Genomic DNA, 26,680 nt, shown 5'->3' with positions numbered 1-26,680 from the left:
GAGGAACGGCTGATAATTCCAAAAACTCATCACGTATCAATTTAATCTCGCTTTACGCCCGGCTGCAACCCTTTGAATAATGCTCCCCACGCAAGGTCAGGCGCCCGCTGGGCAGCCGGCCGACGAGTTGCCGGCACGTTTGCCGGCGGTCCCCCGAGACGAGAATCCTGATGCGCAATCCGAATATCGAGAGCTTGCTGACGAAGCTGCTGGGACAGGCGAAGACCGACGCCCTGTTCTCGACCCTGAACATGCCGGCCATCCTGGAAGAATGGGAAGAAGGTGTCGTGACGCGCGCCGAAATCGCGCAGGCGATGAACATGGCGCTGTTCGAAGGGCTGCTCGAGCGTTCGGCGAACGGCCGCGCTTATACGGCCGACGCGATCGAAAGCGGCGGCTCGGTTTATTTCGACCACGGTGCGCTGCGCACGGTGCGCTGGCCGCACACGGGCGCGCTGCCGCCAGGCGAGGCCGCGTTCACGCGCATCCTGCGTCCGCTCGGTTTCCGCCTGAACGGTCGTTACCCGCTCGACAAGCTCGGCATGACGGGCCGCGCGTATGCGCATGAAGACGCGCCGGACGAAATCGCGCAGTTCTTCGTCAGCGAACTGCATCCGGAACGTTTCTCGAAGGAATTCCAGCAGGCCGTGACGAACGTCGTCAGCTCGTCGCGGGATCCGCTGTCGCCGGCGGCCGTCGCGCTGCTGTGGGAAGTCGAGCGCGAAGGCTGGCTGTCGCTCGACGCCGCGCACGCGCTGCTGCCGGAGATCGTCGGTGCGTTCGCGCGCCAGCACGATGTGCCGAACGAGCTCGATTACGAAACGCTGCTGCTGGAATCGGCGGAAATGGCGTGGCTCGCGACCGAAGGCAACGCGTTTAACCATGCGACCGACCGCGTGGCCGACGTGTTCAAGCTGTCCGACGACGAGAAGGCGAAGGGCCGGCCGATGAAGCCGGAAGTCGAGCGTTCGCGCTCGGGCCGCGTGTTCCAGACCGCGTATCGTGCGGATACCGTCGAGCGCGAGTTCCGCACGCGCGACGGCGGCACGGTGAAGCGCAACGTGCCGGGCTCGTTCTACGAGTTCATCACGCGCAAGCGCACGTTCGACCAGGCGGCGCGCCGCTGGGTGACCGACCTGCGTTTCGATGCGGGCAACGCGCAGGGCATCTTCAAGATGACCGCGAACGCGGCGAAGTAACGAAGCGAAAGCGCGGTACGTCGCTTTCGGAAGAGACGAGCGGATCGGGCAGGACGCAAGGGCGTTCTGCCCGATTTGCATTGGGGGCCCCGCGATGCCGCGCAATACGCGCGATCGGGCGAATGCCGGATCGCGGCGTCACGGTCATCGATGCGATTGGGGAAAGTGGAAAGTGGAAATTGGAAAGCGGCATAGCGGCCGGCGCATGCCGCGCGCCGTGCCGTCAGAACACGTGCGTGATCAGAAAGAACAGCACCAGCAGCCCGACCGGCACGCCGAGCAGCCAGGCGATCAGGTATTTGCCCATGTCGTAGGTCCTGGTGGCCGCGACGCCGTCGGCGCCGCGGCGGTTGGATGAATGTGCTGTCGCGTCACAGCTCGCGGTCGAATTCCTTCAGCTGCTTCTCGGCCGCGTCGCGGGCGATCCCGTACCGTTCCTGGATCTTCCCGGCGAGATACTCGCGATTGCCGTCCGCGACGGCCAGGTCGTCGTCGGTCAGCTTGCCCCACTTGGCCTTCAGCTTGCCGGTGAGCTGCTTCCACTGGCCCTTGATCTTGTCCTCGTTCATCATGTGCTCCTTGTCGTGCAGGGATAAAAAGCGCGGCGGCGTGCCGCGCCGGGAGGTCAGGCCTTCGCCTTCAGGCCGGATGCGTCGACGTGCTTCACGCCCTTGACCGCGCGCGATACGGCGATCGCCTTCTTCACGGCGATCTTCGTCGGCAGCACGCCCGTCAGCGTGACGACGCCGTCGACGGTCTTCACGCTGATGTCGACGCTCTTCAGGCCGTCGGTGGCGGCCAGCTGGCCCTTCACCTTGGTCGTGATCCATGTGTCGGTGACGGGCTGGTTCGATTCGGTCTTCACGCCGTTGTCGGTGGATGCGTCCTGCGCAACCGCGTTCGTGAGCGGCGCGGCGCCGAGCAGGAAAGCCGCGCTGACGGCGAGCAGTGTCGAAAGGGGCGAGATTTTGTTCATTGATGTTCTCCTTCGATTGATGGGGTGAGTGGACCGATCGTGGAGCACGGATCGTGCCGCGCGTTACCACCGCGTGACTTCATTACCCGGCGATCGGCGTGTCGTAGCCGGGCTCGCGCGGCGGCATGTCCGGGCGCGGCACGTCGGGCGGCAGCGGAACCGGCGGATCGGTGCCGGGCGGCGGTTCGGGCGGGTTGTCCGGAGGCGGTTCAGGCCGCGTCGGATCGGGTGTCTGATGCAGCTTCATCGTGCTTCTCCTCTGCGGTTCGGATGGCAGCGCATGAGCGCCGATGCAGAACCAGCGTACCGGGTCGAACGTGCACGGGCATCGCGCAAATTCACCTGATCGGCTAGTGCGTTTGCACGGGGGCGTCGTGAAGGGGAGGGGGTGCGCCCGCGGGTTGCGGCGCGCGCAAAGCAGGCGCGGAGAATGCTTCGGGGATCGGCGGGATGCCGCACGGTGGCGGCACGCGATGCGAATGTACTATGGCGGTTAGTGCATCCGCGCCTGTCGCGCACGGATGCGGCGCGCGATCATCGCCACACGCGCCGGCCGGCGCGTGCCGACGAAGCTGCAACCGGGCCGGCGGTCATGCTGACGACATGGACAACCATTCGATGAACGAACAGGTAAACGAACAGGCGCTGAAGTCGCATACCGACCGGCGCCAGATGCACCAGATCATCGCGGGGCTCACCGAGGGCGTGATCCTGGTCGAGCCCGACCAGCGGATCGTCTGGGCGAACGAGGCCGCGCTCGCGATGCACGGCGTGACCGAGCTGAAGGCGCTCGGCGAGACCGTCACCGATTACCGCGAGCGCTTCCGGCTGCGCTACCGGAACAACCATCCGGTGCGCGACGGCCACTATCCGATGGATCGCGTGATCGCGGGCGAGGAGTTCAGCGACGTGACGGTCGAAGTGGAATCGGCCGCCGACGAAACCGTGAGCTGGGTCCACCGCATCCGCAGCCTCGTGCTGACGAACGCGGCCGGCGAACCCGACTGCCTCGCGCTGGTGCTGCACGACGCGACCGAATGGGCGAGCGCCGAGGAGCGCTTCGAGCGCACCTTCAACGCGAACCCGGCACCGGCCGTGATCTGCCGGCTCGACGACCTGCGCTACGTGAAGGTCAACCAGGGTTTTCTGGACATGACCGGCCACGCGCGCGACGACGTGCTCGGCCGCTCGGTGTACGAGGTCGACGTGCTCGAACAGGCCGAACGGCGCGAGCTCGCGATCGAGCGGCTCGGCGAAGGCGCGACGATTCCGCAGATGGAGGCCGTGCTGAAACTCGCGGACGGCAGCACGAAGGCCGTGGTCGTCGCCGGGCAGCCGATCGACATGAACGACGAGGCATGCATGCTGTTTACGTTCATGGATCTCGAGCCGCGCAAGCAGGCCGAGCGCGCGCTGCGGCAGAGCGAGGAACGCTTCGCGACGGCGTTCCGGATGGCGCCGGTCGCCACCGCGATCGTCACGGCCGACCGCTTCGAATTGCTCGACGTGAACGACGCGTTCGCCGCGATGACGGGCCATGCGCAGGACGACCTGCTCGGCAAATCCGCGGAGGAAATCGGGTTGTGGGCCGAACGCGGCGCGTGGCAGCGCATCGAAGGCCGGCTCGCGCGCGACGGCAACGTGCGCAACGCCGACGTGCAGATTCGCACGCGCGACGGTGACGTGCGCGATTGCGTCGTGTCGGCCGACCCCGTCGCGATACACGGGCGCGACTGCCTGCTCGTCGCGCTGCTCGACATCAGCGATCGCAAGCGCACGGAGATGGAACTCGTGTACGCGATCGAAACGGCGATGCAGGATGCGTCATGGTTCAGCCGCACGCTGATCGAGAAGCTGGCGAACGTGCGGCGCGCGAACGCGCCGGATGCGGGCGCGCAACTGTCGGACCTGACCGCGCGCGAGCGCGACGTGTTCGACCTGCTGTGCCACGGTCTCGCCGACAAGGAAATCGCCGGCCGCCTCGGGCTCGCGCCGAACACCGTGCGCAATCATGTCGCGACGATCTACGCGAAGCTCGACGTGCACAGCCGCGCCGAGGCGATCGTGTGGGCGCGCGAACGCGGGATCGTCGGCGCGGCCGATGCGAACGGCACGCGCGGCGCGAAGGCGGGCGAGAACGGCAAGGACTGACGCCGTCGGTACGAATGCACCATGCGCGCTGGTGCATCCGCATCTGCCGCGCGCGGCGCCCGCTTGCGATCCTGTCCGCTCGGCGGTGCGGCGCTGGCCGTCACGCCGCCGGTTCTCCCCAACCATCGCAGGAGACGACCATGGACAGGAATCGGATCGAAGGCAAGCTGAAACAGGTCAAGGGTTCGGTCAAGGAAGCGCTCGGCAAGGTCACGGGCGACCGCAAGACGGAACTGGAAGGCGTCGCCGAACAGCAGGCCGGCAAGCTTCAGGAGCAGGCCGGCGAGGCGGCGGATGCGGCGCGCAAGCAGACGGACGCCGATCGGCACTGACCGATGACGCGGCGCCGCGGGCGTCGCGGGGGCCGGCCGGGCCGTCATCGCAACGATGATGCGCTGCCGGCATGACCACGACCGGCCTTGATGGACGGGCGCCGGCGCCGCTTCCCATGAAAACTGCCTGCCCGCGGTTCACGGTTGCGCGGGCCGCGGGCCGGCCGCGCATGCGGAACTTGATGACAAATCCTCACAACATAGTTCCGATATTTCGTTTGCTGCACGGGTATTGGCTACCCACAATCCATTCACCTCTTTCGCGATGAAAGGCTCTTCGGAGACGGAGCCGCGGCGATCGACCGGCCAGGTGCGTTGCACGACGCCCCGGTAGCGGACGAGACGACCGGCACGCGAGAGGGCGCCGACGCGCGGTGGTCGCGCGTTGCATCCCGGCCCCCAGAACAAGGATTGTCATGACGTTCCGCATTCGTTCGCTTTCCGGCGTCGCATTGACCGCCGCGATTCTCGCGCTCCAGACGGGCGCGGCCCACGCGCAGGAGACGGTCGTCAAGGTCGGCGTCGCCGGCCCGCTGACGGGAGGCGGCGCCGCCTACGGCAAGGACATCGAGAACGGCGTGCGCATGGCCGTCGACGAAGCGAATGCCGCGCATCCGACGGTGGGCGGCAAGCCCGTGAAGTTCGTCGTCGCGTCGCAGGACGACCAAAGCGATCCGCGCACCGGCGTGCAGGCCGCGCAGCAGCTCGCCGACGCGCAGGTGGCCGTCGTGATCGGCCACTTCAATTCGGGCACGACGCTGCCCGCGTCGAAGATCTACGCGAAGGCCGGCATTCCGATGATCACGCCGTCGGCGACCAATCCCGACATCACGCGCGCCGGGCTCGGCACCGTGTATCGCGTGATCGCGACCGATACGCAGAACGCCGGCAATGCAGGCGCTTATGCGGCGAGCGTGACCAAGGCGAAGCGCATCGCGATCATCGACGACCGCACCGCGTTCGGCCAGGGCGAAGCCGACGAATTCGAGAAGGCCGTGAAGGCGAACGGCGGCACGATCGTCGCGCGCGAATTCACGAACGACAAGGCGGTGGATTTCAGCGCGCAGCTCACGAAGATCAAGAGCACCAACGCCGATCTCGTGTTCTTCGGCGGCCTCGACGCGCAGGCGGCGATGCTCGTGAAACGCATGCGCCAGCTCGGCATTCGCGCGCAGTTCCTCGCGGGCGGCGGCGTGATGAACGCGAACTTCATCAAGCTGGCCGGCAACGCGGCGGAAGGCGCGGCCGTGTGGGAATACGGGCAGCCGCTGTCGCGTCTCGCGAAGGGCAAGACGTTCGAAACGAAATTCCGGCAGAAGTACGGTGTCGACATGCTCGCGTATGCGCCGTTCGCGTACGACGCGACATGGATCGCGATCAACGCGATGCAGAAGGCGAACTCGACGAAGCCGGCCGATTTCAACGGCGCGCTGAAGGGCACGCGCTACGACGGCATCACGGGCACGATCGCGTTCACGAACACGGGCGACCTGAAGAACCCGAGCTCGACGCTGTACGAGGTGAAGAACGCCGCGTGGCAGCCCGTCACGACGAAGTCGGCGGATTGAACGCAACAGGCGCGCGCGGACTTTCGCGGTGCTGCCGGACGTGCTGAAATGCCATCGGCGATCGGTTGCGATCGCGGCGCACGCCGGTGCGGCAGCCGCACGAGTCCGCCCGCGCGACGCCGCGTGCGACGCGGCACGAACAACCCACGGGCGCAGCCGGCCGGCCGCGCCCTTCATGTGCAACTGGAGTCAGTCGTGAGTTCTCAAGTCGTCATCGTCGGCGGTGGTGTGATCGGCAGCTCGATCGCCTATTTCCTGCGCGCCACCGATCCCACGGTATCCGTGACCGTCATCGAGCGCGACCCCACCTATGCGAGATCGTCGTCGGCGTTGTCGGCCGCGTCGATTCGCCAGCAGTTCTCGACGCCGCTGTCGATCCAGATGTCGCTGTTCGGCATCGACTTCCTGCGCACGATCGGCGAACGGCTCGAAGTGGACGGCCACCAGCCGTCGATCGACCTGCACGAAGGCGGCTACCTGTTCCTCGCGACGCCGGCCGGCGACGCGACGCTGCGCGAGAACCATGCGCTGCAGACGAGCCTCGGCGCGGATATCCGGCTGATGGACCGCGATGCGCTGCGCGCGAAGTTTCCGTGGCTGAACGTCGACGATCTCGTATCGGGCTCATATGGCGTGAGCGGCGAAGGCTGGTTCGACGGCTACGGGCTCGTGCAGGCATTGCGCAAGAAGGCGCAGGCGCTGGGCGCGCGCTACGTGCCGTCCGACGTGACGGCGGTGGTGCGCGACGGCCGCAAGGTGACGCATGCGGTCACGGCCGACGGCGAACGCCATGCGTGCGACACGCTCGTCAACGCGGCCGGTGCATGGGCCCGCACGCTGTCGTCGATGATGGGCATCGACATCCCCGTCCATGCGCGGCGGCGCAGCATCTTCAACGTGTCGTCGCCTGCCAGGCTCACGGATTGCCCGCTGCTGATCGACCCGACCGGCGTGTATTTCCGGCCGGAAGGGCGCACGTACATCTGCGGGACGTCGCCGAGCCCGGATCGCGATCCGGACGACCTGCCGCTCGACGAAGTCGACCACGACCTGTTCGACGAGGTGATCTGGCCGACGCTCGCGAACCGCGTGCCGGAGTTCGAGGCGCTGCGCGTGGAGAACTGCTGGTCCGGGTACTACGAGTACAACGTGTTCGACCACAACGCGATCATCGGGTATCACCCGGACCTCGACAACGTCGTGTTCGCGAACGGCTACAGCGGTCACGGGCTGCAGCAAGGGCCGGCGACGGGGCGCGGGGTCAGCGAACTCATTCTGGGCGGGCGTTACGACACGCTCGACCTGTCGTCGCTCGGCTGGGCGCGAGTGCTGGAAAACCGGCCGATCGTCGAAAAGAACGTCGTGTAGCGCGGCGTACCCCGCCCCGTGTGGTGGGTGGGATTCTCCTTGTGTCTCGACTCATTGGCCCGACCGTGTCGGGCCTTTTTTTGTTGCGCGTGTCAGCCGGCGCCGTAGATCGCGTCGCGCAGATCGATCGTGTACTGGCCGTTCATCCCTTCGTAAAGCGTGTTCGACAGCGACACGACGGTGAGCCCCCGGGCGCGGTCGACGAACCACGAATGCCCGTACACGCCGCCCCAGCGCCAAGTGCCCACCGACTCCGGCGAGGCCGCCGCGAGCGGGTCGCGCAATACCGAGAACCCGATTCCGAACCCCGCGCCGGGCAGGTCGGGCAATTCGAGGTTGCCGGTGTGGATGCGGCCCATCTCGTCGACCAGGTCGGCCGGCAATAGCGTGCCGCCACCGGCACGCAGCGTGTCCAGCACGTTCAGCACGTCGCCGGCGGTGCCGACCATCCCGGCGCCGCCCGACGGGAAGGCATCCGCGTCGAGTGCGCGCGACGGCGAATACGTCACGCCGACGGTTCCGTCGAAGATCGGCACGGTCTCGTTTTCGGCGAGCCGGTGCGGTTGCGGCGTGTCGTTGACGTAGGGCGTCGCGAGCCGCGCGGGATCGCGTGCGACGAATCCCGTGTCGCGGGCGCCGAGCGGGCGGAGCACGAGCGTGTCGATGGCGTCGGCGAGCGGCAGCCCGCTGACGGCCTCGATCAGCGCGCCGACCACGTCGATGGAAAGCGAATAGTTCCAGCCGGTTCCCGGCGCGAACTGCAGCGGCACGCTCGCGATCCTGCGCAGGTTTTCGGCGAGCGTGATCGATGCGGCATCGAGCCCGTCGGAGGCGCCCGCGCGTGCGTAGGGGCCGGTCGCGTCGGCTTCCGTGAAGCGATAGCCGAGGCCGGCCGTATGCGCGAGCAGGTGGCGCACCCTGATCACCGGCACGCTGCCGTCGCGCAGCGCCGGGCGGAACTCGGGCAGCCAGCGCGTGACGTCGTCGTCGAGCGACAGCTTGTGTTGCGCGACGAGCGCCATCGCGGCCGCCGAGACGATCGGCTTCGTCACCGATGCGAGCCTGAACAGCGTGTCCTCGCGCATCGGCGTGCGCGCTTCGCGATCGGCGAACCCGGCCGCGCGGCGATAGACGAGTTCGCCGTCGCGTGCGATCAGGACGACCACACCGACGAGGCGATGTGTTTCGAGTTGACGGGACAGTACCGCATCGACGCGCTCGGCGAGTGCGGGATCGGTCGATGGCTGCCGGGATGATGCGCGGTTGGGGATCATCGAAGACTCTGTCGTGAAAGGTGTGCCGACATGGTAGGCGGCATGCGCCGGAAGTGGCGTTTATCCATACGTCGAACAGGGCTTCGTGCGCCGCACCGGCCGGCGCGGGCGGCCACGGGGCAGGAGATTGAACCGGGCGCCACGGCAGCCGCGTTGCGGTGCGTCATGCCGGGCCTGCGTCGGCCAGCCGCCAAAATATGCCCCAAGCGGCGGGCGGCGTTCGTTAGAATCTGCTTTCGTCGAGGAAACAGCGCAATTGCATTGGGGCAGGGCGGTATCGCGTCGCGGACACTGCTTGCCCGGAATTCACCGTTCATTTTTCACCGGAGGCGAGCATGCCAGGTTTACTTCCCGATGTTGACCGCGAGGGGCTCCTCGAATATTCGGTGGTGTACACCGATCGCTCGGTCAACCATATGTCGCAGCGCTTTCAGGGCGTCATGCGCGACATCTCCGGCACCCTGAAAAAAGTCTACAACGCGAAGTCGGTCGTGATCGTTCCGGGCAGCGGGACGTTCGGCATGGAAGCCGTCGCGCGGCAGTTTGCAACGAACAAGAAGTGCCTGGTCATCCGCAACGGCTGGTTCAGCTTCCGCTGGTCGCAGATTTTCGACATGGGCAGCATTCCGTCCGAAACGACGGTGCTGAAGGCGCGCCCGGTCGAAGCGGGGCGGCAGGCCGCGTATGCGCCGGCCCCGCTCGACGAAGTGGTCGCCGCGATCAAGGAACACAAGCCGGATCTGGTCTTTGCGCCGCATGTCGAGACCGCGTCCGGGATGATGCTGCCCGATGCGTATCTGCGCGCGGTGGCCGACGCCGTGCATGCGGTCGGCGGCATGTTCGTGCTGGATTGCATCGCGTCCGGCACGGTGTGGGTCGACATGCAGGCGAGCGGCGTCGACATCCTGATCAGCGCGCCGCAGAAGGGCTGGAGCGCGTCGCCGTGCTGCGCGATGGTCATGCTGAGCCCGCTCGCCCGCGAGCGCATCGACGGCGCGACCAGCACCAGCTTCGCGTGCGATCTCCGCAAGTGGCTGCAGATCATGGAAGCCTACGAGGGCGGCGGGTTCGCGTACCACGCGACGATGCCCACGGACAGCCTCACGACGCTGCGCGACGTGATGAAGGAAACCGAGGCGTACGGGTTCGACAAGGTGAAGGCGGAGCAGCTCGAGCTCGGCAAGCGCATTCGCGCGCTGCTGGCCGACAAGGGTTTCCGGAGCGTGGCGGCTGAAGGTTTCGAGGCGCCGGGTGTCGTGGTCAGCTACACGGACGACGACGGGATTCGATCGGGGAAGAAGTTCGCCGACGTGGGCTTGCAGATCGCGGCCGGCGTGCCGCTGCAATGCGACGAGCCGGAGGATTTCAAGACCTTCCGTCTGGGGTTGTTCGGTTTGGACAAGCTGCATGATGTCGACGGTGCGGTTGCGCGGTTTGCCGACGCGCTGGAGCGGATTCTCTAAGCCGCTTTGCGGACCTGGGCGAGGCCGTGGGCGGTGGGGCGTTGTACCCGCGGCCTGCCGCCTCGCCCCATTCGTTTTCATGGTCTCGTTCGATGCGCGCGCCCGGGCTCCGGGTTCGACGGACTAATCCGCGGCGGGGCCGGTCCATCCGCCTGTACGGCTTACCTGAAAGGCTCGCATGGCTTACATCGTTCGACACGAAGTTCCGCCGGTATCCACCTACATCGACATTCGTCTCGCCGCAGGGTTGAGCAGGAAGTCGGAACAGGCCGCGACGATCGGGTTGAAGAACGGGCTCTTCAGCGTCGTGGCTTACTGCGACGACGCGCCGGTCGGAATCGGCAGGGTCATCGGCGACGGCGGCTGCTTCTTCGAGATCGTGGACATCGCGGTGTTGCCCGCTCACCAGAAGAAAGGCGTAGGTGACCTGATCATGCGGGCGCTGATGGGCTACGTTCACGAGAATGCGCCGCCGACCGCGTATGTCAGCCTGATGGCCGATCACGGCACACCGAAGTTCTACGAACGGTATGGTTTTCAGCCGTCGTCGCTGCCGGAGAAGGCGGGGATGTTCCTGCGGATTGCGTAGCGCGCGGGAGGCCGATCGTCGCGGGTGATCGCTGGCCGTCGACAGTGCCGGAGACAGCAGATGTGCGCGCTCACCGCAGCTCATCGTGGCGACGGTCCGGTCTTCATCGAGTTTGTCGACACGCTTTTTCACTAAGCGCGCGTGCTTTTCGTTGTCATGCTCACGGCCCCAGGCGGCGACGCGTTTGCTGCCGATGGCGAGCCGGTCAATTTCCTTTTGTTCGGCGGCACGGCGCACCTGCGCCGCCGCGTCGGCATCGGCGATCCGAATAGGCCACAGGTCAGCTGGCGCCGTGCGTTCGGCAATACCCGGCGATATCCAGCAATACCCAGCAATACGCAGCCGGGCTCGACTTTGTCGTTCGCGAGCGACGGGCCGCTGTTCCGCACGGTCATCGTAGCTTTCGTTGCGCTAACAACGACCTGGGCGGAACAAGTCGGAACAAGTCGGCACGACGTCGGCAGCCGAAGCATTCCGCGAATGCACTCAACGAAATCCGGAAGCTGGATTGCGTTGCTGACGTGCTATATCGACCCCGCTCGGGGTTGATCGCCAGTTGAAGCCAATTTTGCCCCGGCAATGCACGCTAATCCCGCTCCATCCGTTGCAATCAATTCGCAAGGATTGGCAATATCGGACTCGCCGGCCAATCGCTGATTAATATGCGTGGCGACTTAGTGGAAGACGAAAAATATATTGGACGTCACGAAATGGATGTTGCATTGTTCACGCATTCGATGCGATCGCAGAAAATGAGCTGAGCGGTGTAGCGCCGCACAAGCAGAGAACGTCATATGCGATTGCGGTCGTGGCTCCTGTTCCCGGAGTCGCGGCCTGGACGATCCGCGGCGTGCGCGACGCCTGTGCGCGCGCGTATGCAGGATCGGCGCAACAGACAAAGAAAAGCGGCGAAAAGGACCTGAGAAGATGAAGGAGACGCGACGGACGCGGGCGGCATTCCGGATCGGGCGCAAACCCGACCCGGCTTCGCCGCTACGCCCAGATCGAGATCTGTTCGACCGACAACGCGGTCGCGACGGCAGGGCGGCGGAGCATGCGCTCCGTATGCGCGGCCCAATGTTCGAACCCGCGCATGTCGAGCTTCAGCATGTTCCCCCATTTGAAAAATATCAGCAGCATCGGATCGACGATCGAGTAGTGCTCGCCGAGCGCCCAGTCGCGCGCCGCGAGCCGTTCGTCGATCTGCGCATACGCAGCGAGGATGCCCGCGCGGCCTTTCGCGCGAATGCCGTCGTGCGCAGCCGGGTCCTCGCTGAAACGCGACGGATGGAAGTTGAGCGCGACCGTTCCGGGCAACACTGACGCCAGCCAGTTCATCCACTCGACGGCACGTGCGAGGCCCATCGGGGTATCGGGCACGAGCCGCGCCTGCGGAAAGCGCAGCGCGAGATAAAGCAGGATCGCCGACGACTCCGTCAGCACGTCGTCGCCGGTGTGCAGCACGGGCACCTTGCCTTTCGGGTTGAGCTGCCGGAATTCGGCGCTCTGCGTCGCACCGTCCTTGATCGAGACGAGTGCGAGTTCGAATGGTTCGCCCAGCTCGCGCAGGATGACGTGCGGTGCAAACGAAAGATGGCCGGGGCAGTAGAACAGCGTATGAGTTGTCATATTGATTAAGTCTCCTATTTATCTCTGGTGGAGATGCTGACCGGGTTTGTCGTGTCGACGCGTCGCATGGTGCATGACGCCCGATCGAAAGTCAAAAGCGAAGGACGATGTGAAGGATCTTGCGGTTCGGTGAAGACGAAGCCGGCCAGTGCGATGCGCGCGGGCCGGGATGAACGTGCGTTTCTGGAGCGTGATCGTGATGCGGATGATGAGCCTCGACGAATTGATCGACAGCGTGAAGACGTTTCTGGCCGGGATCGACCCGGGCGCGCCGGCGCGCGTGACCGCGCAGACGAACCTGCTCGACGCCAACCTGCTCGACTCGCTGTCGCTCGTGCACTTTGTGCTGTTCATCGAGCAGACGCTCAGGATCGACATCCCGATCGGCGACTTCGTGCTCGACTCGATCGCGTCGGTCGCGGCGATCTACGACCACTACGTGCTCGGCACGCCGCATGCCGCGAGCGCGTCGCGATGACGCCGGACGACCTGCTTCGTGACGAGTCGTTCACGTATTTCGCATACGGCTCGTGCATGAACCTCGCGAGCCTGTCGACGTCGCTCGGCTGCGACGCGGCGACGTACTTCGCGGGCGCGGCGCGGCTTGACGGCCATCGCCTCGCGTTCAATTACGCGTCGCTCAACGAGCCGGTCTGCTGCGCGAACATCGAGCCGGCTGCCGGTGCGATCGTCGAGGGCGCGCTGTATCGGTTGCCGATGCGCATGCTCGACGCGCTCGAGCGTCGCGAAGGCGTGCATCTCGGCCGCTACGTCCGCTACGCGGTCGAAGTGCTGGCGGCCGGCGGGCGGCGCGTACATGCGCTGACGTATCGCGGTGCGGTCACGCTCGATTGCGACGCCGCGCCGAGCGCGCGCTACCGCGACCTGCTGGTTCGCGGGCTCGCCGACGCGGGCGTGTCGGCGGCGTATCGCGAGCGCACGGTCGCGTACATGGCGGGGCTGCGCGATCGGCCGCCGCGTGCGGCATGACGGAATCAAGGCATCGTGCGCTCCACAAGAGCGCCCGATCCAGCGGTGCGTTCGCGACTTCGAACGTCGACGAGCGTTTTAAAGGCGCCCTAAGCGGGCATGTGAGCAAAAGGTTGAACATGAACCAGGCTTTCGACCATCCGCGCGTCATGCGCATCTTGCGCGTTGCCTGCGACGCAGCGCCCGGGCACAACGACGTACAACGAGCCCCCGGATCCGCGGCAACGCCACGAACGAACCTCGCGAGGCCGATGCGCACCTGATCCGCGCCCGCGAGCCGGATCGACACCCGCCCGGCGTGCCGCACACAGGTGTGCGGCACGCGGCACCCCGCATGCGAGAACGCACCGACCGCAGGAGGACGGCTCGCCGCCTCGTGCGCCGGAGCGCGGGTGCCGCCGTCGGGCGACGCGTGCAAGGCGCCGTGCGCAACGAATGACAATCGATCGCAAACAAGGAAAAAAATCATGGAGACGCTCGTATCGACCGTATTGCCCGCAGCGGGGGTGTCGGAAGACGCCGCCTATCGCAAGGTCGCGTGGCGGCTGATGCCGTTGCTGCTGTTCTGTTACCTGGTGTCGTATCTCGACCGCGTGAACGTGGGCTTCGCGAAGCTGCAGATGGCCGGCGATCTCGGGCTGTCCGACGCGGCCTACGGGCTCGGCGCCGGCATCTTCTTCTTCGGCTATTTCATCTTCGAGGTGCCGAGCAACCTGATCCTCCACCGCATCGGCGCACGCGTCTGGATCGCGCGAATCATGGTGACGTGGGGCGCGGTGTCCGCGCTGACGATGTTCGTCACGACGCCGACGGCGTTCTACGCGATGCGGTTCGTGCTCGGCGCCGCCGAGGCCGGTTTCTTTCCGGGCGTGATCCTGTACCTGACCTACTGGTATCCGGCCCATCGGCGCGGGCGGATCACGACGGTGTTCATGACGGCCGTTGCGCTGTCGGGCGTCGTCGGCGGCCCGATTTCCGGCTACATCCTGAAAGCATTCGACGGCATCAACGGGTGGCACGGCTGGCAGTGGCTGTATCTGCTCGAAGGGCTGCCGTCGATCGTCGCGGGTTTGCTCGTCTACGCGCTGCTCGACGACCGGATCGCGCAGGCGAAGTGGCTGAGCGACGAGGAGCGCGCGCTGCTCGAACGCAACGTGAATGCCGAGGACGCGGTCAAGTCCCACCTGTCGCTCGGCGCGGTGCTCGCGAATCCGCGCGTGTGGCTGATGTGCGCGATCTACTTCTCGTTCGTGATCGGCCTGTACGGCGTCGGCTTCTGGCTGCCGACGCTCATCCATGCAACGGGCGTGGCCGATCCGCTGACGATCGGGCTGCTGTCGACGGTGCCGTATGCGCTTGCGGTGGTCGCGATGATCGCGATCGCACGCAGCTCGGATCGCCTTCGCGAACGCCGCTGGCACCTCGCGGTGCCCGGTGCGATGGGCACGGTGGGGCTCGTGCTCGCGGTCGGCTGGGCGCATCAGACGGGGCTTGCGATCGCGGCGCTGACGCTCGCGACGATGGGCATCCTCACCGCGATCCCGCTGTTCTGGAGCCTGCCGACCGCGTTCCTCGGCGGCACCGCGGCCGCCGCCGGGATCGCGATGATCAATTCCGTCGGCAATCTCGCAGGCTTCCTCGGCCCTTACCTGATGGGGCTGCTCAAGCAACTGACCGCATCGAACGACGCGGGCCTCTACATGATGGCCGGCTGCATGGCGCTGGGCGGACTGCTCGCGCTGTCGCTGCCGAAGGCGCTGGTGAACCGGTAGCGATGCGCGGCTTTTCCCCCATGCACGGAGACAGGACATGATCCACAACGAACCCGCACTGTTCCCCGACCAGTCGATGGGCGCCTCGCCGCAGCGCTTTCGCGACGCGATGTGCCGCGTGGCGTCGGCCGTTCACGTACTCACGAGCGACGGACCTGCCGGGCGCTGCGGCATGACGGCGACCGCCGTGCTGTCGGTGTCCGATGCGCCGCCGACGGTGCTCGTGTCCGTCAATCGCGGCAGCGTATCGGCGCAGCGGCTGATCGCGAACGAGGTGTTCTGCGTGAACACGCTCGGCGCCGCCGACCGGTTTCTCGCCGACGTGTTCGCGGGCCGGACCGCGCATGCGCGTGATGCGCGCTTCACGGTGGGCGAATGGGGCGAGCTCGCGACGCGCGCGCCGGTGCTGGCGAGCGCGCGCATCGCGCTCGACTGCCGGCTCGTCGCGTCGATGAGCGCGGCGACGCACGAGCTGCTGGTCGGCGAAGTCGTGGCGCTGCACTGTGCGGCGCCCGACGACGACACGCTCGTCTATCTGCAGCGGGAGTTCCGCGTCGTGTGACGACGCGTGCCGACAGGATGACCGACATGAAACGCGAAATCGTACTAGCCACCAACCGCTGCCGCGGCGAGATCCTCGCCGGCGGTTTTCGCACCGACGTCGCGCGCATCGCGCAGTGCGCACGTGCGCATCTCGGCGACTATGCCGACAACCCGCATGTGCGAGCGCTGCTCGTGGCGCTCGAGAACCGCTGCCTCGCATCGGGGCGCCTGCTCGATCTCACGTACTCGGTGGACCCGAGCTTCATCCTCGGGTTCTTCGACGTGCCCTACAACGCCGACGCGTTCCTCGAGGCGGCCGCGATCGCGCCCGTGCCGATTCCGCCGAGCGTGCTCGCGATCGCGCCGGACGGCAACGCGTTGCCGGTGCAGATCCGCATGTGCACGGACGGCTTTCTCAATCCGCTCGCGGTCGCGGTATTCGGCGAGAACTTCATCGACGCCGACCTGCGCGCGTATCACAAGGCGTACTACTTCATCGACAAGTTCGTCGAGCGCTTCAAGCGCCATACGCGCCCGGCAATCGAAGCGAACTGGTCGCCCACCGCGTTCCCGGATCTGCTCTCGGCGGACGACGAGCTGCTGACGCAGGCGAGCGCGATCTGGGTCCACCTACACGAGTACCACCATCGCACGGGCTTCCTGCCGATCCCGGAGTACCTCGATGCGAAGAGCACGCGCAACGGTGCGGGCGCGGAGGAGTTGCGGGTCGACATCCTGTCGATCCTCGCGCTGTTCCGGCTGCGCTCGGACGACCGCGTGCTGCGCGCCTCGATCCAGTACATCCTGGCCGAGCGCCTGATCCGCTACCCGCTGCAGGCGCCGCCGCTCGACAACTACGACGCGCGCTCGTCGGTCGCGCTGTTTCATTACCTGTCCCGTCACGGCGTGATCGCGCAGCGTGGCGGTTCACTCTATTTCGAAGGGGGCTACGAACGCCTGACCCAGGCGCTCAGGTCCATCGTGATCAAGCTGACGGCGCTCGAATACAAGCTCAGCGTGTCGTCCGATCTCGACCGGAGAAAGATCCTGTCGTTCGTGCTGCCGACGCTCGCGAAGAACGACAACAACTGGGGCGCGGCCGGCAGGCCGCATTGACGGAAACCCGCCGCCCGCCCCATTTCGCAACGAATCAACCGAGGATCACGATGCCCACCTATCGTTCACGCACTTCCACGCACGGCCGCAACATGGCGGGCGCGCGCAGCCTGTGGCGCGCCACCGGGATGACCGACGCCGATTTCGACAAGCCGATCATCGCGGTCGTCAATTCGTTCACGCAGTTCGTGCCCGGTCACGTGCACCTGAAGGATCTCGGCCAGCTGGTCGCGCGCGAGATCGAAGCGGCCGGCGCGGTCGCGAAGGAGTTCAACACGATCGCGATCGACGACGGCATCGCGATGGGCCACGACGGCATGCTGTACAGCCTGCCGTCGCGCGAGCTGATCGCCGACAGCGTCGAGTACATGGTCAACGCGCACTGCGCGGACGCGATGGTCTGCATCTCGAACTGCGACAAGATCACGCCGGGGATGCTGATGGCCGCGATGCGCCTGAACATCCCGGTGGTCTTCGTGTCGGGCGGCCCGATGGAATCCGGCAAGCTGACGTTCCGCGGCAAGCGCCGCGCGTTCGACCTGATCGACGCAATGGTGGTGGCGGCCGACTCCCAGGTGACGGACGACGAGGTGCGCGCGGTCGAGAACGTCGCGTGCCCCACCTGCGGCTCGTGTTCCGGGATGTTTACCGCGAACTCGATGAACTGCCTCGCCGAGGCGCTCGGGCTCGCGCTGCCCGGCAACGGCTCGGTGCTGGCGACGCATGCCGAGCGCAAGCGCCTGTTCATCGAGGCCGGGCGCACGATCGTCGATCTCGCGCGCCGCTACTACGAGCAGGACGACGCGAGCGTGCTGCCGCGCTCGATCGCGACGCGCGATGCGTTCGAGAATGCGATGACGCTCGACATCGCGATGGGCGGCTCGACCAATACGGTATTGCACCTGCTCGCCGCCGCGCACGAAGGCGAGGTGCACTTCACGATGGCCGACATCGACCGGCTGTCGCGCCGCGTGCCGGTGCTGTGCAAGGTCGCGCCGTCGGTGCAGGACGTCCACATGGAGGACGTGCACCGGGCCGGCGGCGTGATCGGGATCATGGGTGAACTCGATCGCGCGGGGCTGCTGAACACGACGCTGCCGACCGTTCATGCGCCGAGCGTCGCGCACGTGCTGGCGCGCTGGGACGTGATGCGCAACCGCGTCGACTCGGTGTCGCGCTTCTATCGCGCGGCGCCCGGCGGCGTGCGCACGCACGTCGCGTTCAGCCAGGACAACCGCTACGACGAACTCGATCTCGACCGCGCGAACGGCTGCATCCGCGATGCCGAACACGCGTTCTCGCGCGACGGCGGGCTCGCGGTGCTGTTCGGCAACATCGCGCGCGACGGCTGCATCGTGAAGACCGCGGGCGTCGACGGCGGGATGCTGAAATTCACCGGCACCGCGCGCGTGTTCGAAGGGCAGGAGGAGGCGGTCGAAGGCATCCTCGGCGGTGCGGTCGGCCCGGGCGACATCGTGATCGTCCGCTACGAGGGGCCGCGGGGCGGCCCGGGCATGCAGGAGATGCTCTATCCGACCAGCTACCTGAAATCGAAGGGGCTCGCGAAGCAGTGCGCGCTGATTACCGACGGTCGTTTCTCCGGCGGCTCATCGGGGCTGTCGATCGGGCACGTGTCGCCCGAGGCGGCGGAGGGCGGCGAGATCGGGCTGCTCGAGAACGGCGACGCGATCGAGATCGACATCCCGAACCGCTCGATCAACGTCCTCGTGTCCGACGACGAACTGCGGCGGCGCCGCGCGGCGATGGAGGAGCGCGGCGCGCGTGCGTGGCAGCCCGAGAAGCGGCAGCGCCGCGTGTCGGGCGCGCTGCGCGCATACGCGGCGATGACGACGAGCGCGGCGCGCGGCGCCGTGCGGATCGTGAAGGGCTGACCGTGCGGCCCGCCCCGAACCATCCGGCGGCCGATGCGCAGGTCGACACCGTGCTCGTCACGGGCGGCCGCGCGCCGGCCGCGCATCACGGCTTCGTCAACCCGCCGGTGTATCGCGGCTCGACGGTGCTCGCGCCGAGCGTGGCCGACCTGCTCGGCTACACGCAGCCGTACGTGTACGGCCGGCGCGGCACGCCGACCACGGCCGCGCTGCAGGACGCGGTGCGCGCGCTCGATCACGGCGCGGGTGTCGTGCTGTGCCCGTCGGGGCTTGCCGCGATCACGACCGCGCTGTCGTCGTGCCTGTCGGCCGGCGACCATCTGCTGATGACGGATGCGGTGTACAAGCCCGCGCGCCAGCTGTGCGACGGCGTGCTGCGGCGCGCGGGCATCGAGACGACCTACTTCGATCCGCTCGCGTCGGTTGACGCGCTCGCCGCGCTGATCCGGCCGAACACGCGTGCGCTGTATCTCGAAGCGCCTGCGTCGCAGAGCATGGAGCTGTGCGACGTGCCGGCGTTCGCCGCGCTCGCGCGCGACCGCGGGCTCGTGGTGCTGTTCGACAACACGTGGGCGACGCCGCTGTTCTTCGACGCGTTCGCGCACGGCGCCGATCTCGTGATCCAGGCCGGCACCAAGTACCTGGCCGGTCATGCGGACGTGATGATCGGCATGGTGTCGGCGTCCGCGCGCGCGCTGCCGGCGCTCGAACAGTATCAGCGCGACACGGGGCAGTGCGTCGGCTCGGACGACGCGTTTCTCACGCTGCGCGGCATCCGGACGCTCGGCGTGCGGCTTCGCCAGCACCAGGCGAACGCGCTGCGTGTCGCACGCTGGCTCGCCGCGCGTCCGGAAGTGCGGCGCGTGTGCCATCCGGCGCTCGAGGACGATCCCGGCCATGCGCTGTGGGTGCGCGACTTCGGCGGCGCGACGGGGCTGTTCTCCGTCGTGCTGCGCCCGGCGCCCGCGCAGGCCGTCGCCGCGCTGCTCGAGGGGCTCGCGTATTTCGGGCTCGGTTATTCATGGGGCGGCTATGAAAGCCTCGCGATGCCGTTCGACTGCAGTGCGTACCGCACCGCGTCGCACTGGGACCCGGGCGGCCCGTGCGTGCGCTTTCACATCGGGCTCGAAAACGCCGACGACCTGATCGGCGACCTCGAGACCGGCTTCGCCCGCTTCAACGCCGCGCGCTGACGCCGACACGGGCAGCACGCGCGCGGCCCGCACGTTTCGCGCCGCATTCCAATGACGAGGAACCCCGTATGACGAAGCAACTCTGCCTGGGTGGATTCATGCGCCCCATCTGCCTGCACACGGCGTGGTGGCGGCACCCGAGCGCGCCGACGCTCGCGAACTTCAACTGGCCGGTGATCCGGTCGCTCGCGCAGAAGCTCGAGCACGCGTGCTTCGACGCGGTCTTCACCGCCGACCACCTCGCGGTGATGCCGATGCCGCCGAATGCGCTCAAGCGCAGCGGCACGATCACGTCGTACGACCCGCTCGTGATGCTGTCGGCGATCGCCGCATGCACCGACCGCATCGGCCTGATCGCGACCGGCACGACGAGCTACGAGGATCCGTACCTGCTTGCGCGCCGCTTCGCGTCGCTCGACCACCTGAGCGGCGGCCGCGCGGGCTGGAACATCGTCACGACGGTGAACCCGGAGGCCGCGCTCAACTTCGGTCTCGAGACCGCGCTGCGCCACGCCGAACGCTACGAGCGCGCCGAGGAGTTCTTCGACGTCGTGACGGGGCTGTGGGACGGCTGGTCCGATCACGCGCTCGTGATGGACAAGGAGGCGGGGGTGTTCTCGGATCTCGACAAGATCCGGCCGCTCAACCACAAGGGCAAGTTCTTCTCGGTCAAGGGGCCGCTGAACATCGCGCGGCCCGTGCAGGGCTGGCCGGTGATCGCGCTCGCCGGTGCGTCGGAGGAAGCGCGCGACATGGCCGCGCGTTCGGCCGACCTGGTGTTCGGCAACGCGCGCAGCATCGAGACGGGCCGTGCGTTCTACCGCGACGTGAAGTCGCGCGCGGTCGCGGCCGGGCGCAACCCCGATCACGTGAAGATCCTGCCCGCCAACCAGGTGTATGTCGGCCGCACGCGCGCGGAGGCGCTCGCGAAGAAGCGCTACATGGACGATCTCGTCCACGTGGACAGCAACATCCCGAACCTGTCGATCCGGCTCGGCGTCGACTGCTCGAAGTTCGATCCCGACAAGCCGTTGCCGGAGCTGCCGCACACGGAACAGGGGCAGGGCAACCAGCGCGAATGGGCGGCGCTCGCGCGCCGCGAGGGATTGACGGTGCGCGAGCTGGCGAAGCGGGCGGCCGAATCCGGCACCGGCGAGATGGTCGGCACCGCGTCCGAGATCGCCGACCAGATGGAGGAGTGGCTGATGACGGAGGCGTGCGACGGTTTCATCGTCGTGTTCTATACGGTGCCTGACGGCTACGACGACTTCGTGACGATGGTGGTGCCGGAACTGCAGCGGCGCGGGCTGTTTCGCACCCGCTACGAAGGCACGACGCTGCGCGAACACATCGGCCTGCCGCGGCCGAAGAGCCCGCTCGACTGAGCGGCGCGTCGCCAGATTTCGTTCCGGGAGACCGCAATGACCCACGATTCACCCCGATCCACATGGATGACGACGCCGTACCGCCGCCGGCTCGGCGTGCTGAGCGACGCTGCGCACCTGCCGCTGCTCGGCGACGGGTTATGCGGCGTCGAGCGCGAGACGCTGCGCGTCGATGCCGCCGGCCGGCTCGCGCTGACGCAACACCCGCACGCGCTCGGCGCGGCGCTCACGCACCCGTCGATCACGACCGACTACGCGGAGCCGCTGCTCGAGTTCGTCACGCCGCCGCAGCACGACGCGGCCGACGTGATCGAGCGGCTCGACGAGCTGCACCGCTTTGCGTGCCGCGCGATCGGCGACGAGCTGCTGTGGAGTCAGTCGATGCCGTGCCCGCTCGACGACGACCGGCGCATTCCGATCGCGTGGTACGGCACGTCGAACATCGGCATCCTGAAGCACGTGTACCGGCGCGGGCTGGCGTTCCGCTACGGCAAGGCGATGCAGTGCATCGCCGGGATCCACTACAACTATTCGCTCGCCGATGCCGTGTGGCCGCTGCTGCGCGACGTGCGCGACGGATGCGAGCCGGCCGGCCGCGACGCGCGCGACATGCGCTCGGCAGGCTATCTCGCCCTGATCCGCAATTTCCATCGCTACGGCTGGCTGCTGCTGTATCTGTTCGGCGCGTCGCCGGCGCTGTGCGCGGGTTTCGTCGCCGGCGACCGGCACGGGCTCGACGCGTTCGATGCGCAGACGCTGTACCTGCCGCACGCGACGAGCTTGCGGATGAGCGACCTCGGCTACCAGAACCGGGTGCAGGGGGCGTTCGCGCCCTGCCTCGACAACCTGCCTGCGTACCTGGACGGCCTCGCGCGAGCCGTCGCGCAGCCGTGCCCCGAGTACCAGGCGATCGGCGCGAAGCGCGACGGAGAATGGCTGCAGCTCAGCACGCACTTGCTGCAGATGGAGAACGAGTTCTATTCGTCGATCCGCCCGAAGCGCACGGTGCGCAGCGGCGAGCGGCCGCTCGACGCGCTGCGCAGCCGCGGCGTCGAATACGTCGAGGTGCGTTGTCTCGACATCGATCCGTTCGCGCCGCACGGCGTCGCCGAGACGACGCTGCGCTTTGTCGACGCGTTCCTGCTGTTCTGCGCGCTCGACGACAGCCCGTGCCTCGCCGGTGCCGAGCAGGACGCGTGCCGGCGCAACTTCGCGGCGGTCGCGCGGGAAGGTCGGCGCCCGGGGCTCGAGTTGCAGCGTGGCGGCGAGCGCGTCGCGTTGCGCGTGTGGGCGCACGAACTGCTCGCGCGAATCAACGAGGCGGCCGGCGTGCTGGATCTGCAGCGCGGCGACACACGCACGACCGCCGCGCTCGACGCGCAATACGCGAAGCTCGACGATCCGCGGGCGACGCCGTCGGCGCGCGTACTCGATGCACTGCACACGCTGCGCGACGATCCGGGCGGCGCGTGCTTCGCGTTCGGGATGCGGCAGACGCTCGCGCATACCGGGGCGTTCCGCGCGCGTCCGCTGCCGGCCGACGTGCAGGCGCGTTTCGACGCGATCGCGGCCGAATCGCTGAGCCGGCAGGCCGACCTGGAGCGAACGCAGATCGGCAACTTCGACGCGTTTCTCGCCGCGTATCACGCGGGAACGCTGAACCAGGAGTGCGGCGAGCCGACACATGGTGCGCACTGATACGGCGTCGCCGTATCGAATCCATCTCACGGAGGACAGATGAGCAGTATCGCGGAAATGAAGACCGATCGCGGGTTCTCGGCGCGGGCGGCTGGCGCGGGCGCGCTGGCGTCGTTCGTCGGTTTTGCATCGACGTTCACGCTGATCGTGAATGCGCTCATGAACGTCGGTGCAACGCGCGCGCAAGCCGCGTCCGGCCTGATGGCCGTCTCGATCGTGATGGGGCTGGCCGGCATCGTGCTCAGCTACCGGACCCGGATGCCCGTCAGCGCTGCGTGGTCGACGCCCGGCGCCGCGCTGCTGCTCGGCCTGGGCGCCGTGAAGGGCGGCTATCCGGCCGCGGTCGGCGCGCTCGTGCTGACCGGCGTGCTGCTCACGCTGGCCGGGCTGTGGAAGCCGCTCGGCCGCGCGATCTCGAGGATTCCGCTGCCGATCGCCAACGCGATGCTCGCGGGGATCATCCTGAACCTCTGCGTCGCCCCGGTGCACGCACTCGAGCAGTATCCGCTGTACGTCGCGCCGGTCCTGCTCGTGTGGGTCGTGATGATGCGGGTTCGCAAGATTCTCGCGGTGCCGTGCGCCGCGGTCGCGACGCTGGTCGTGATCGCGTTCATCGCGAAGACGGGTGGCGTCGGCGCGACCGGGATGTTGCCGCACCTCGCGCTCGTCGGGCCCGTGTTCTCGGCATCGACGATGGTGAGCGTCGCGGTGCCGCTCTTCATCGTGACGATGGCGTCGCAGAACATCCCGGGCGTCGCGGTGCTCAACGTCAACGGCTATCGGCCCGAGGCGTCGCGGCTGTTCACGGCCACGGGGCTGTGCAGCCTGCTCGCGGCGCCTTTCGGCGCACCGCCGATCGGGCTGGCCGCGATCACCGCCGCGCTGTGCGCCGGCGAGGAGGCCGGCCCCGACGAATCGCGGCGCTACTGGGCCGGCATCGTCTGCGGTGCCGCGTACATCGTGTACGGGTTCGCGGCGAGCGCCGCGACGCTGTTCATCGCGGTCGCGCCGCCGATCATCATCGAAGCGGTTGCCGGCCTCGCGCTGATGAACGCCCTCGGCGGCGCGCTGCTCAACGCATTCACCGACAAGGACGCGCGCGAGGCCGCGATCCTGACCTTCCTCGTGACGATGGCGGGCCATGCGTTTCTCGGCATCGGCGGCGCGTTCTGGGGCCTGCTGACCGGCATCGGGCTGACGTTCGTGCTGCGTCGCGAGAAGGGCCGGTGATGCCGCGCGACGACGCGGCCCCCGCAGTTCTGCCATTCCCTCAAAAAAACGGAGAAGAGATGCAGCACAACATCGTGAAAGTGACCGCGACGCCGGTGTTCGCGCGCGGCGACGCGGAGATCGCCGGCGTGCGGTTGTCCGGCAAGCTGTCGGGCGTCATCGTCGAAATCGAGACTTCGCAGGGCGTGGTCGGCCACGGCTTCACGGCGATTACCGACGAGGCGGTCGTGGCCGCGGCGATCGATCACGTCGCCGCACCCAACCTGGTCGGGATGAACGTCGTCGAGCGCGAGCGGATTCTCGACAGGCTTTACTGGCTGTTATGCCCGCGCGGGCAGACCGGCTATGCGGGGCACGTGATTTCCGCGATCGACATCGCGGTCTGGGATGCGATCGGCAAGATCGCCGGGCTGCCGGTGTGGAAAATGCTCGGCGGCGCGCGCCCGGTCGTGCCGCTGTATACGACGTTCGGCTTCGCTTCGCTCGAGCGCCCGGAGCTGATACATGCCGCGCGGGCGCTCGTCGGCGCCGGACATCGCCGCATCAAGATGATCGTCGGTTATCACGCGCTGGCGCGCCGCGACGAAGGGCGCTCGCTCGACCAGGTCGTCGCGGACGACGTCGCGCGCGTGCGCGCGGTGCGCGATGCGGTGGGCGCCGCCGCCGAGATTTACATCGACGCGAATTGCGGGCTCGACCACTATCACGCGCTGCGGCTTGCCGAGCGCGTGGCCGATTGCGACATCGGCTTCTTCGAGGAGCCGATCGCCGAGAACGACCCCGCGAAGCTCGCCGACCTGAGAAAGCGTGGCGGCATTCCGGTCGCCACCGGGCAAAGCGAGGGGCAGTTGTTCCGGTTCAGGGATTTCCTCGTGAACGACGCCGTCGACATCCTGCAGCCAAACGTGTGCGTGTGCGGCGGGTTCTCCGTCGCGGCGCGCGCGGCCGCGCTCGCGCAGGCGTTCGGCGTGCCGATCGACAATGGCGGCACGTTCCCGTTCCACAACATGCATCTGCACGGCGGGCTCGCGAACGGCGGCTCGGTCGAGTGGCACGTCGTCGCGGTCGAGATCTGCCGGAACCTGTTTACCGGCCTGCCGGCCGAGCAGAACGGGACGCTGGCACTGCCCGACACGCCGGGCCTCGGCTTCGGCATCAATCGCGATGGTGTCCGCGAATTCTCGTCGGGCCCGGGATCGCAGGGGCACGGCAAGGCGTGAGCGTCGGCCGGCGCGTTCGCGAGCGAGGACGCGCCGGCCGTGCGTCGACGGCTTCCCGCGCGTCGTCGCGCGGCGAGTGGCCTGCGAATCCGCCCGGACATGCCGGAACGGATCTGCGTGCGGCCGGCGTCATGCCGAGGCCAGTGTCCGCACGATATTGATGAAGCTGGCAAGGACGTGCCCGATATCGCCTTTGCGCCAGACGAGGCCGGTTTCAACGACGAACGAGCCGTGTGCGAGCGGGCGATAGACGACACCCGTTCGCCGCAGATTGCGCAACGATTGCGGCACCAGCGCGACCCCCATGCCGGCGGACACGAGGCTGACGATCGTCTGCATCTGGATTGCTTCCTGACCGATGTGCGGGACGACACCGACGTCGCTGTAGCACTCCATGATCGCGTCGTAAAACCTCGGGGCGAGACGGCGCGGAAAAATCACGAGCGGAAGGTCCGCAACTTCCTTCAGGTGAATCGGCACATCGTCGGGTGCCGTCGACGCGGCGCTCGGCATCGCGAGCACGAGCGGCTCGCTCAGGAGCGGCAGATACGACAGCTCGGCCACATAGCGTGGCGGCAACGGCGGAATGATCAGGCCCGCGTCGATGTGGCCCGCGACCAGCTCTTCGATCTGCACGTCGCTCGTCGCTTCGGTCAGTTGCAATCGCACCAGCGGATAGCGCATGCCGAATTCGCGCAGCAGCGAGGGCAGCAGCCCGTAATCGGCAATCGAGACGAACGCGAGCGACAGTCTTCCGGTCTCGCCGAGGGCGAGGCTCTTTGCCAGCGCGGGAAGCTCCTCGGCCGCGGCAAGCAGTTTCAGCACCGTCGGAAGCAACGCCTCGCCGACTGCCGTGAGCGCGACCGCACGCTTCGTGCGTGCGAAGAGCTCGACGCCGAGCTCGCGTTCCAGCGAGCGTATTGCCTGCGACAGCGGCGGCTGGGTCATCGAGAGGCGCGCAGCCGCACGGCCGAAGTGCCGCTCCTCGGCAACGGCCGCGAAGTAATACCACTGGCGAAGATCCGGGGGGAAGTTGGGCATTCGTTCGACCTGAAGCGGCTGAATGGTGATGAATCATATATTGGACCAGCG

The 26,680-nt window shown here is 67.4% G+C and carries 25 protein-coding genes; 19 read left to right on the top strand and 6 right to left on the bottom strand.

Going from position 1 to position 26,680, the window contains the following annotated elements:
* The first annotated feature begins 170 nt into the window (after nucleotides 1-170).
* Nucleotides 171-1,199: a DUF1338 domain-containing protein gene (locus VK92_RS32845; protein WP_048021604.1), complete on the top strand. Its 1,029-nt coding sequence runs from the start codon at nucleotides 171-173 to the stop codon at nucleotides 1,197-1,199.
* A 371-nt stretch (nucleotides 1,200-1,570) separates the two neighbouring features.
* On the opposite strand, the gene VK92_RS32840 is transcribed toward VK92_RS32845, so the two are convergent.
* The 3 genes from VK92_RS32840 to VK92_RS42650 form a co-directional block, all read right to left on the bottom strand.
* Nucleotides 1,571-1,768 carry a CsbD family protein gene (locus VK92_RS32840; RefSeq protein WP_021162617.1) on the bottom strand — a complete coding sequence of 66 codons (198 nt, stop codon included), beginning with the start codon at nucleotides 1,766-1,768 and terminating at the stop codon, nucleotides 1,571-1,573.
* A gap of 56 nt (nucleotides 1,769-1,824) precedes the next feature.
* Nucleotides 1,825-2,175 carry a BON domain-containing protein gene (locus tag VK92_RS32835; RefSeq protein ID WP_021162616.1) on the bottom strand — a complete coding sequence of 117 codons (351 nt, stop codon included), beginning with the start codon at nucleotides 2,173-2,175 and terminating at the stop codon, nucleotides 1,825-1,827.
* A gap of 82 nt (nucleotides 2,176-2,257) precedes the next feature.
* Nucleotides 2,258-2,422 carry a hypothetical protein gene (locus VK92_RS42650; RefSeq protein WP_021162615.1) on the bottom strand — a complete coding sequence of 55 codons (165 nt, stop codon included), beginning with the start codon at nucleotides 2,420-2,422 and terminating at the stop codon, nucleotides 2,258-2,260.
* Nucleotides 2,423-2,793: 371 nt separating this feature from the next.
* Here VK92_RS42650 and VK92_RS32830 point away from each other — a divergent pair, with 371 nt between their 5' ends.
* The 4 genes from VK92_RS32830 to VK92_RS32815 all read left to right on the top strand — a co-directional run bounded on the left by VK92_RS32830 (nucleotide 2,794) and on the right by VK92_RS32815 (nucleotide 7,594).
* A complete protein-coding gene (locus VK92_RS32830) occupies nucleotides 2,794-4,326 on the top strand; it encodes a PAS domain S-box protein (protein WP_048021727.1) in 1,533 nt (510 codons plus the stop codon).
* Nucleotides 4,327-4,466: 140 nt separating this feature from the next.
* Nucleotides 4,467-4,658 (top strand): CsbD family protein, encoded by a 192-nt coding sequence (locus tag VK92_RS32825; RefSeq protein ID WP_021162612.1) that lies wholly within the window; start codon nucleotides 4,467-4,469, stop codon nucleotides 4,656-4,658.
* A gap of 416 nt (nucleotides 4,659-5,074) precedes the next feature.
* A complete protein-coding gene (locus VK92_RS32820) occupies nucleotides 5,075-6,226 on the top strand; it encodes a branched-chain amino acid ABC transporter substrate-binding protein (RefSeq protein ID WP_021162611.1) in 1,152 nt (383 codons plus the stop codon).
* A 195-nt stretch (nucleotides 6,227-6,421) separates the two neighbouring features.
* Nucleotides 6,422-7,594, top strand: coding sequence for an NAD(P)/FAD-dependent oxidoreductase (locus tag VK92_RS32815; RefSeq protein WP_048021606.1), 1,173 nt, complete (start codon nucleotides 6,422-6,424; stop codon nucleotides 7,592-7,594).
* Nucleotides 7,595-7,686: 92 nt separating this feature from the next.
* Here VK92_RS32815 and VK92_RS32810 read toward each other — a convergent pair whose 3' ends face one another.
* On the bottom strand, nucleotides 7,687-8,868 hold the full coding sequence (locus VK92_RS32810) for a serine hydrolase domain-containing protein (RefSeq protein ID WP_048021609.1): 1,182 nt from the start codon (nucleotides 8,866-8,868) through the stop codon (nucleotides 7,687-7,689).
* A gap of 335 nt (nucleotides 8,869-9,203) precedes the next feature.
* Between VK92_RS32810 and VK92_RS32805 the strand changes: the two genes are divergently transcribed.
* From VK92_RS32805 to VK92_RS42150, 3 genes are all read left to right on the top strand, one after another.
* Nucleotides 9,204-10,331, top strand: a complete 1,128-nt coding sequence (locus VK92_RS32805) for an aminotransferase class V-fold PLP-dependent enzyme (RefSeq protein WP_048021610.1) — start codon at nucleotides 9,204-9,206, stop codon at nucleotides 10,329-10,331.
* Between the two features lie 178 nt (nucleotides 10,332-10,509).
* Nucleotides 10,510-10,920, top strand: coding sequence for a GNAT family N-acetyltransferase (locus tag VK92_RS32800; protein ID WP_048021611.1), 411 nt, complete (start codon nucleotides 10,510-10,512; stop codon nucleotides 10,918-10,920).
* A gap of 141 nt (nucleotides 10,921-11,061) precedes the next feature.
* Complete coding sequence (locus VK92_RS42150) at nucleotides 11,062-11,469, top strand: hypothetical protein (protein ID WP_131723346.1); 408 nt, start codon at nucleotides 11,062-11,064, stop codon at nucleotides 11,467-11,469.
* A gap of 444 nt (nucleotides 11,470-11,913) precedes the next feature.
* Here VK92_RS42150 and VK92_RS32795 read toward each other — a convergent pair whose 3' ends face one another.
* Nucleotides 11,914-12,549, bottom strand: coding sequence for a glutathione S-transferase family protein (locus tag VK92_RS32795; protein WP_048021612.1), 636 nt, complete (start codon nucleotides 12,547-12,549; stop codon nucleotides 11,914-11,916).
* Nucleotides 12,550-12,718: 169 nt separating this feature from the next.
* Between VK92_RS32795 and VK92_RS32790 the strand changes: the two genes are divergently transcribed.
* From VK92_RS32790 to VK92_RS32740, 11 genes are all read left to right on the top strand, one after another.
* Entirely contained in the window at nucleotides 12,719-13,027 is a 309-nt protein-coding gene (locus VK92_RS32790; RefSeq protein ID WP_051392129.1) for an acyl carrier protein, read from the top strand.
* Nucleotides 13,024-13,539 carry a gamma-glutamylcyclotransferase family protein gene (locus VK92_RS32785; protein ID WP_021156679.1) on the top strand — a complete coding sequence of 172 codons (516 nt, stop codon included), beginning with the start codon at nucleotides 13,024-13,026 and terminating at the stop codon, nucleotides 13,537-13,539. Before VK92_RS32790 ends, VK92_RS32785 begins: the two co-directional genes overlap by 4 nt.
* 467 nt (nucleotides 13,540-14,006) lie before the next feature.
* Nucleotides 14,007-15,311 (top strand): MFS transporter, encoded by a 1,305-nt coding sequence (locus VK92_RS32780; RefSeq protein ID WP_048021613.1) that lies wholly within the window; start codon nucleotides 14,007-14,009, stop codon nucleotides 15,309-15,311.
* Nucleotides 15,312-15,348: 37 nt separating this feature from the next.
* A complete protein-coding gene (locus tag VK92_RS32775) occupies nucleotides 15,349-15,873 on the top strand; it encodes a flavin reductase (RefSeq protein WP_048021615.1) in 525 nt (174 codons plus the stop codon).
* A 26-nt stretch (nucleotides 15,874-15,899) separates the two neighbouring features.
* A complete protein-coding gene (locus tag VK92_RS32770) occupies nucleotides 15,900-16,970 on the top strand; it encodes a DUF6421 family protein (RefSeq protein ID WP_224052039.1) in 1,071 nt (356 codons plus the stop codon).
* A gap of 50 nt (nucleotides 16,971-17,020) precedes the next feature.
* Nucleotides 17,021-18,862 carry a dihydroxy-acid dehydratase gene (gene ilvD, locus VK92_RS32765; protein ID WP_021156684.1) on the top strand — a complete coding sequence of 614 codons (1,842 nt, stop codon included), beginning with the start codon at nucleotides 17,021-17,023 and terminating at the stop codon, nucleotides 18,860-18,862.
* A gap of 2 nt (nucleotides 18,863-18,864) precedes the next feature.
* A complete protein-coding gene (gene metC / locus VK92_RS32760) occupies nucleotides 18,865-20,055 on the top strand; it encodes a cystathionine beta-lyase (protein WP_021156685.1) in 1,191 nt (396 codons plus the stop codon).
* Between the two features lie 68 nt (nucleotides 20,056-20,123).
* The gene (locus VK92_RS32755) at nucleotides 20,124-21,440 is read left to right on the top strand and encodes an LLM class flavin-dependent oxidoreductase (RefSeq protein ID WP_021156686.1); all 1,317 of its coding nucleotides are present in this window, start codon (nucleotides 20,124-20,126) and stop codon (nucleotides 21,438-21,440) included.
* 66 nt (nucleotides 21,441-21,506) lie between these two features.
* Nucleotides 21,507-23,138, top strand: a complete 1,632-nt coding sequence (gene gshA, locus VK92_RS32750; RefSeq protein WP_021156687.1) for a glutamate--cysteine ligase — start codon at nucleotides 21,507-21,509, stop codon at nucleotides 23,136-23,138.
* Between the two features lie 39 nt (nucleotides 23,139-23,177).
* Nucleotides 23,178-24,368 (top strand): benzoate/H(+) symporter BenE family transporter, encoded by a 1,191-nt coding sequence (locus VK92_RS32745; protein ID WP_048021618.1) that lies wholly within the window; start codon nucleotides 23,178-23,180, stop codon nucleotides 24,366-24,368.
* A 59-nt stretch (nucleotides 24,369-24,427) separates the two neighbouring features.
* A complete protein-coding gene (locus tag VK92_RS32740; protein ID WP_048021620.1) occupies nucleotides 24,428-25,588 on the top strand; it encodes a mandelate racemase/muconate lactonizing enzyme family protein in 1,161 nt (386 codons plus the stop codon).
* Nucleotides 25,589-25,717: 129 nt separating this feature from the next.
* Here VK92_RS32740 and VK92_RS32735 read toward each other — a convergent pair whose 3' ends face one another.
* Complete coding sequence (locus VK92_RS32735; protein ID WP_021156690.1) at nucleotides 25,718-26,629, bottom strand: LysR family transcriptional regulator; 912 nt, start codon at nucleotides 26,627-26,629, stop codon at nucleotides 25,718-25,720.
* Between the last annotated feature and the right edge of the window lie 51 nt (nucleotides 26,630-26,680).

The organism is Burkholderia sp. LK4, assembly GCF_001043615.1.
Lineage (GTDB): Bacteria > Pseudomonadota > Gammaproteobacteria > Burkholderiales > Burkholderiaceae > Burkholderia > Burkholderia cepacia.
This window is presented reverse-complemented; position numbering and strand designations above follow the sequence as displayed.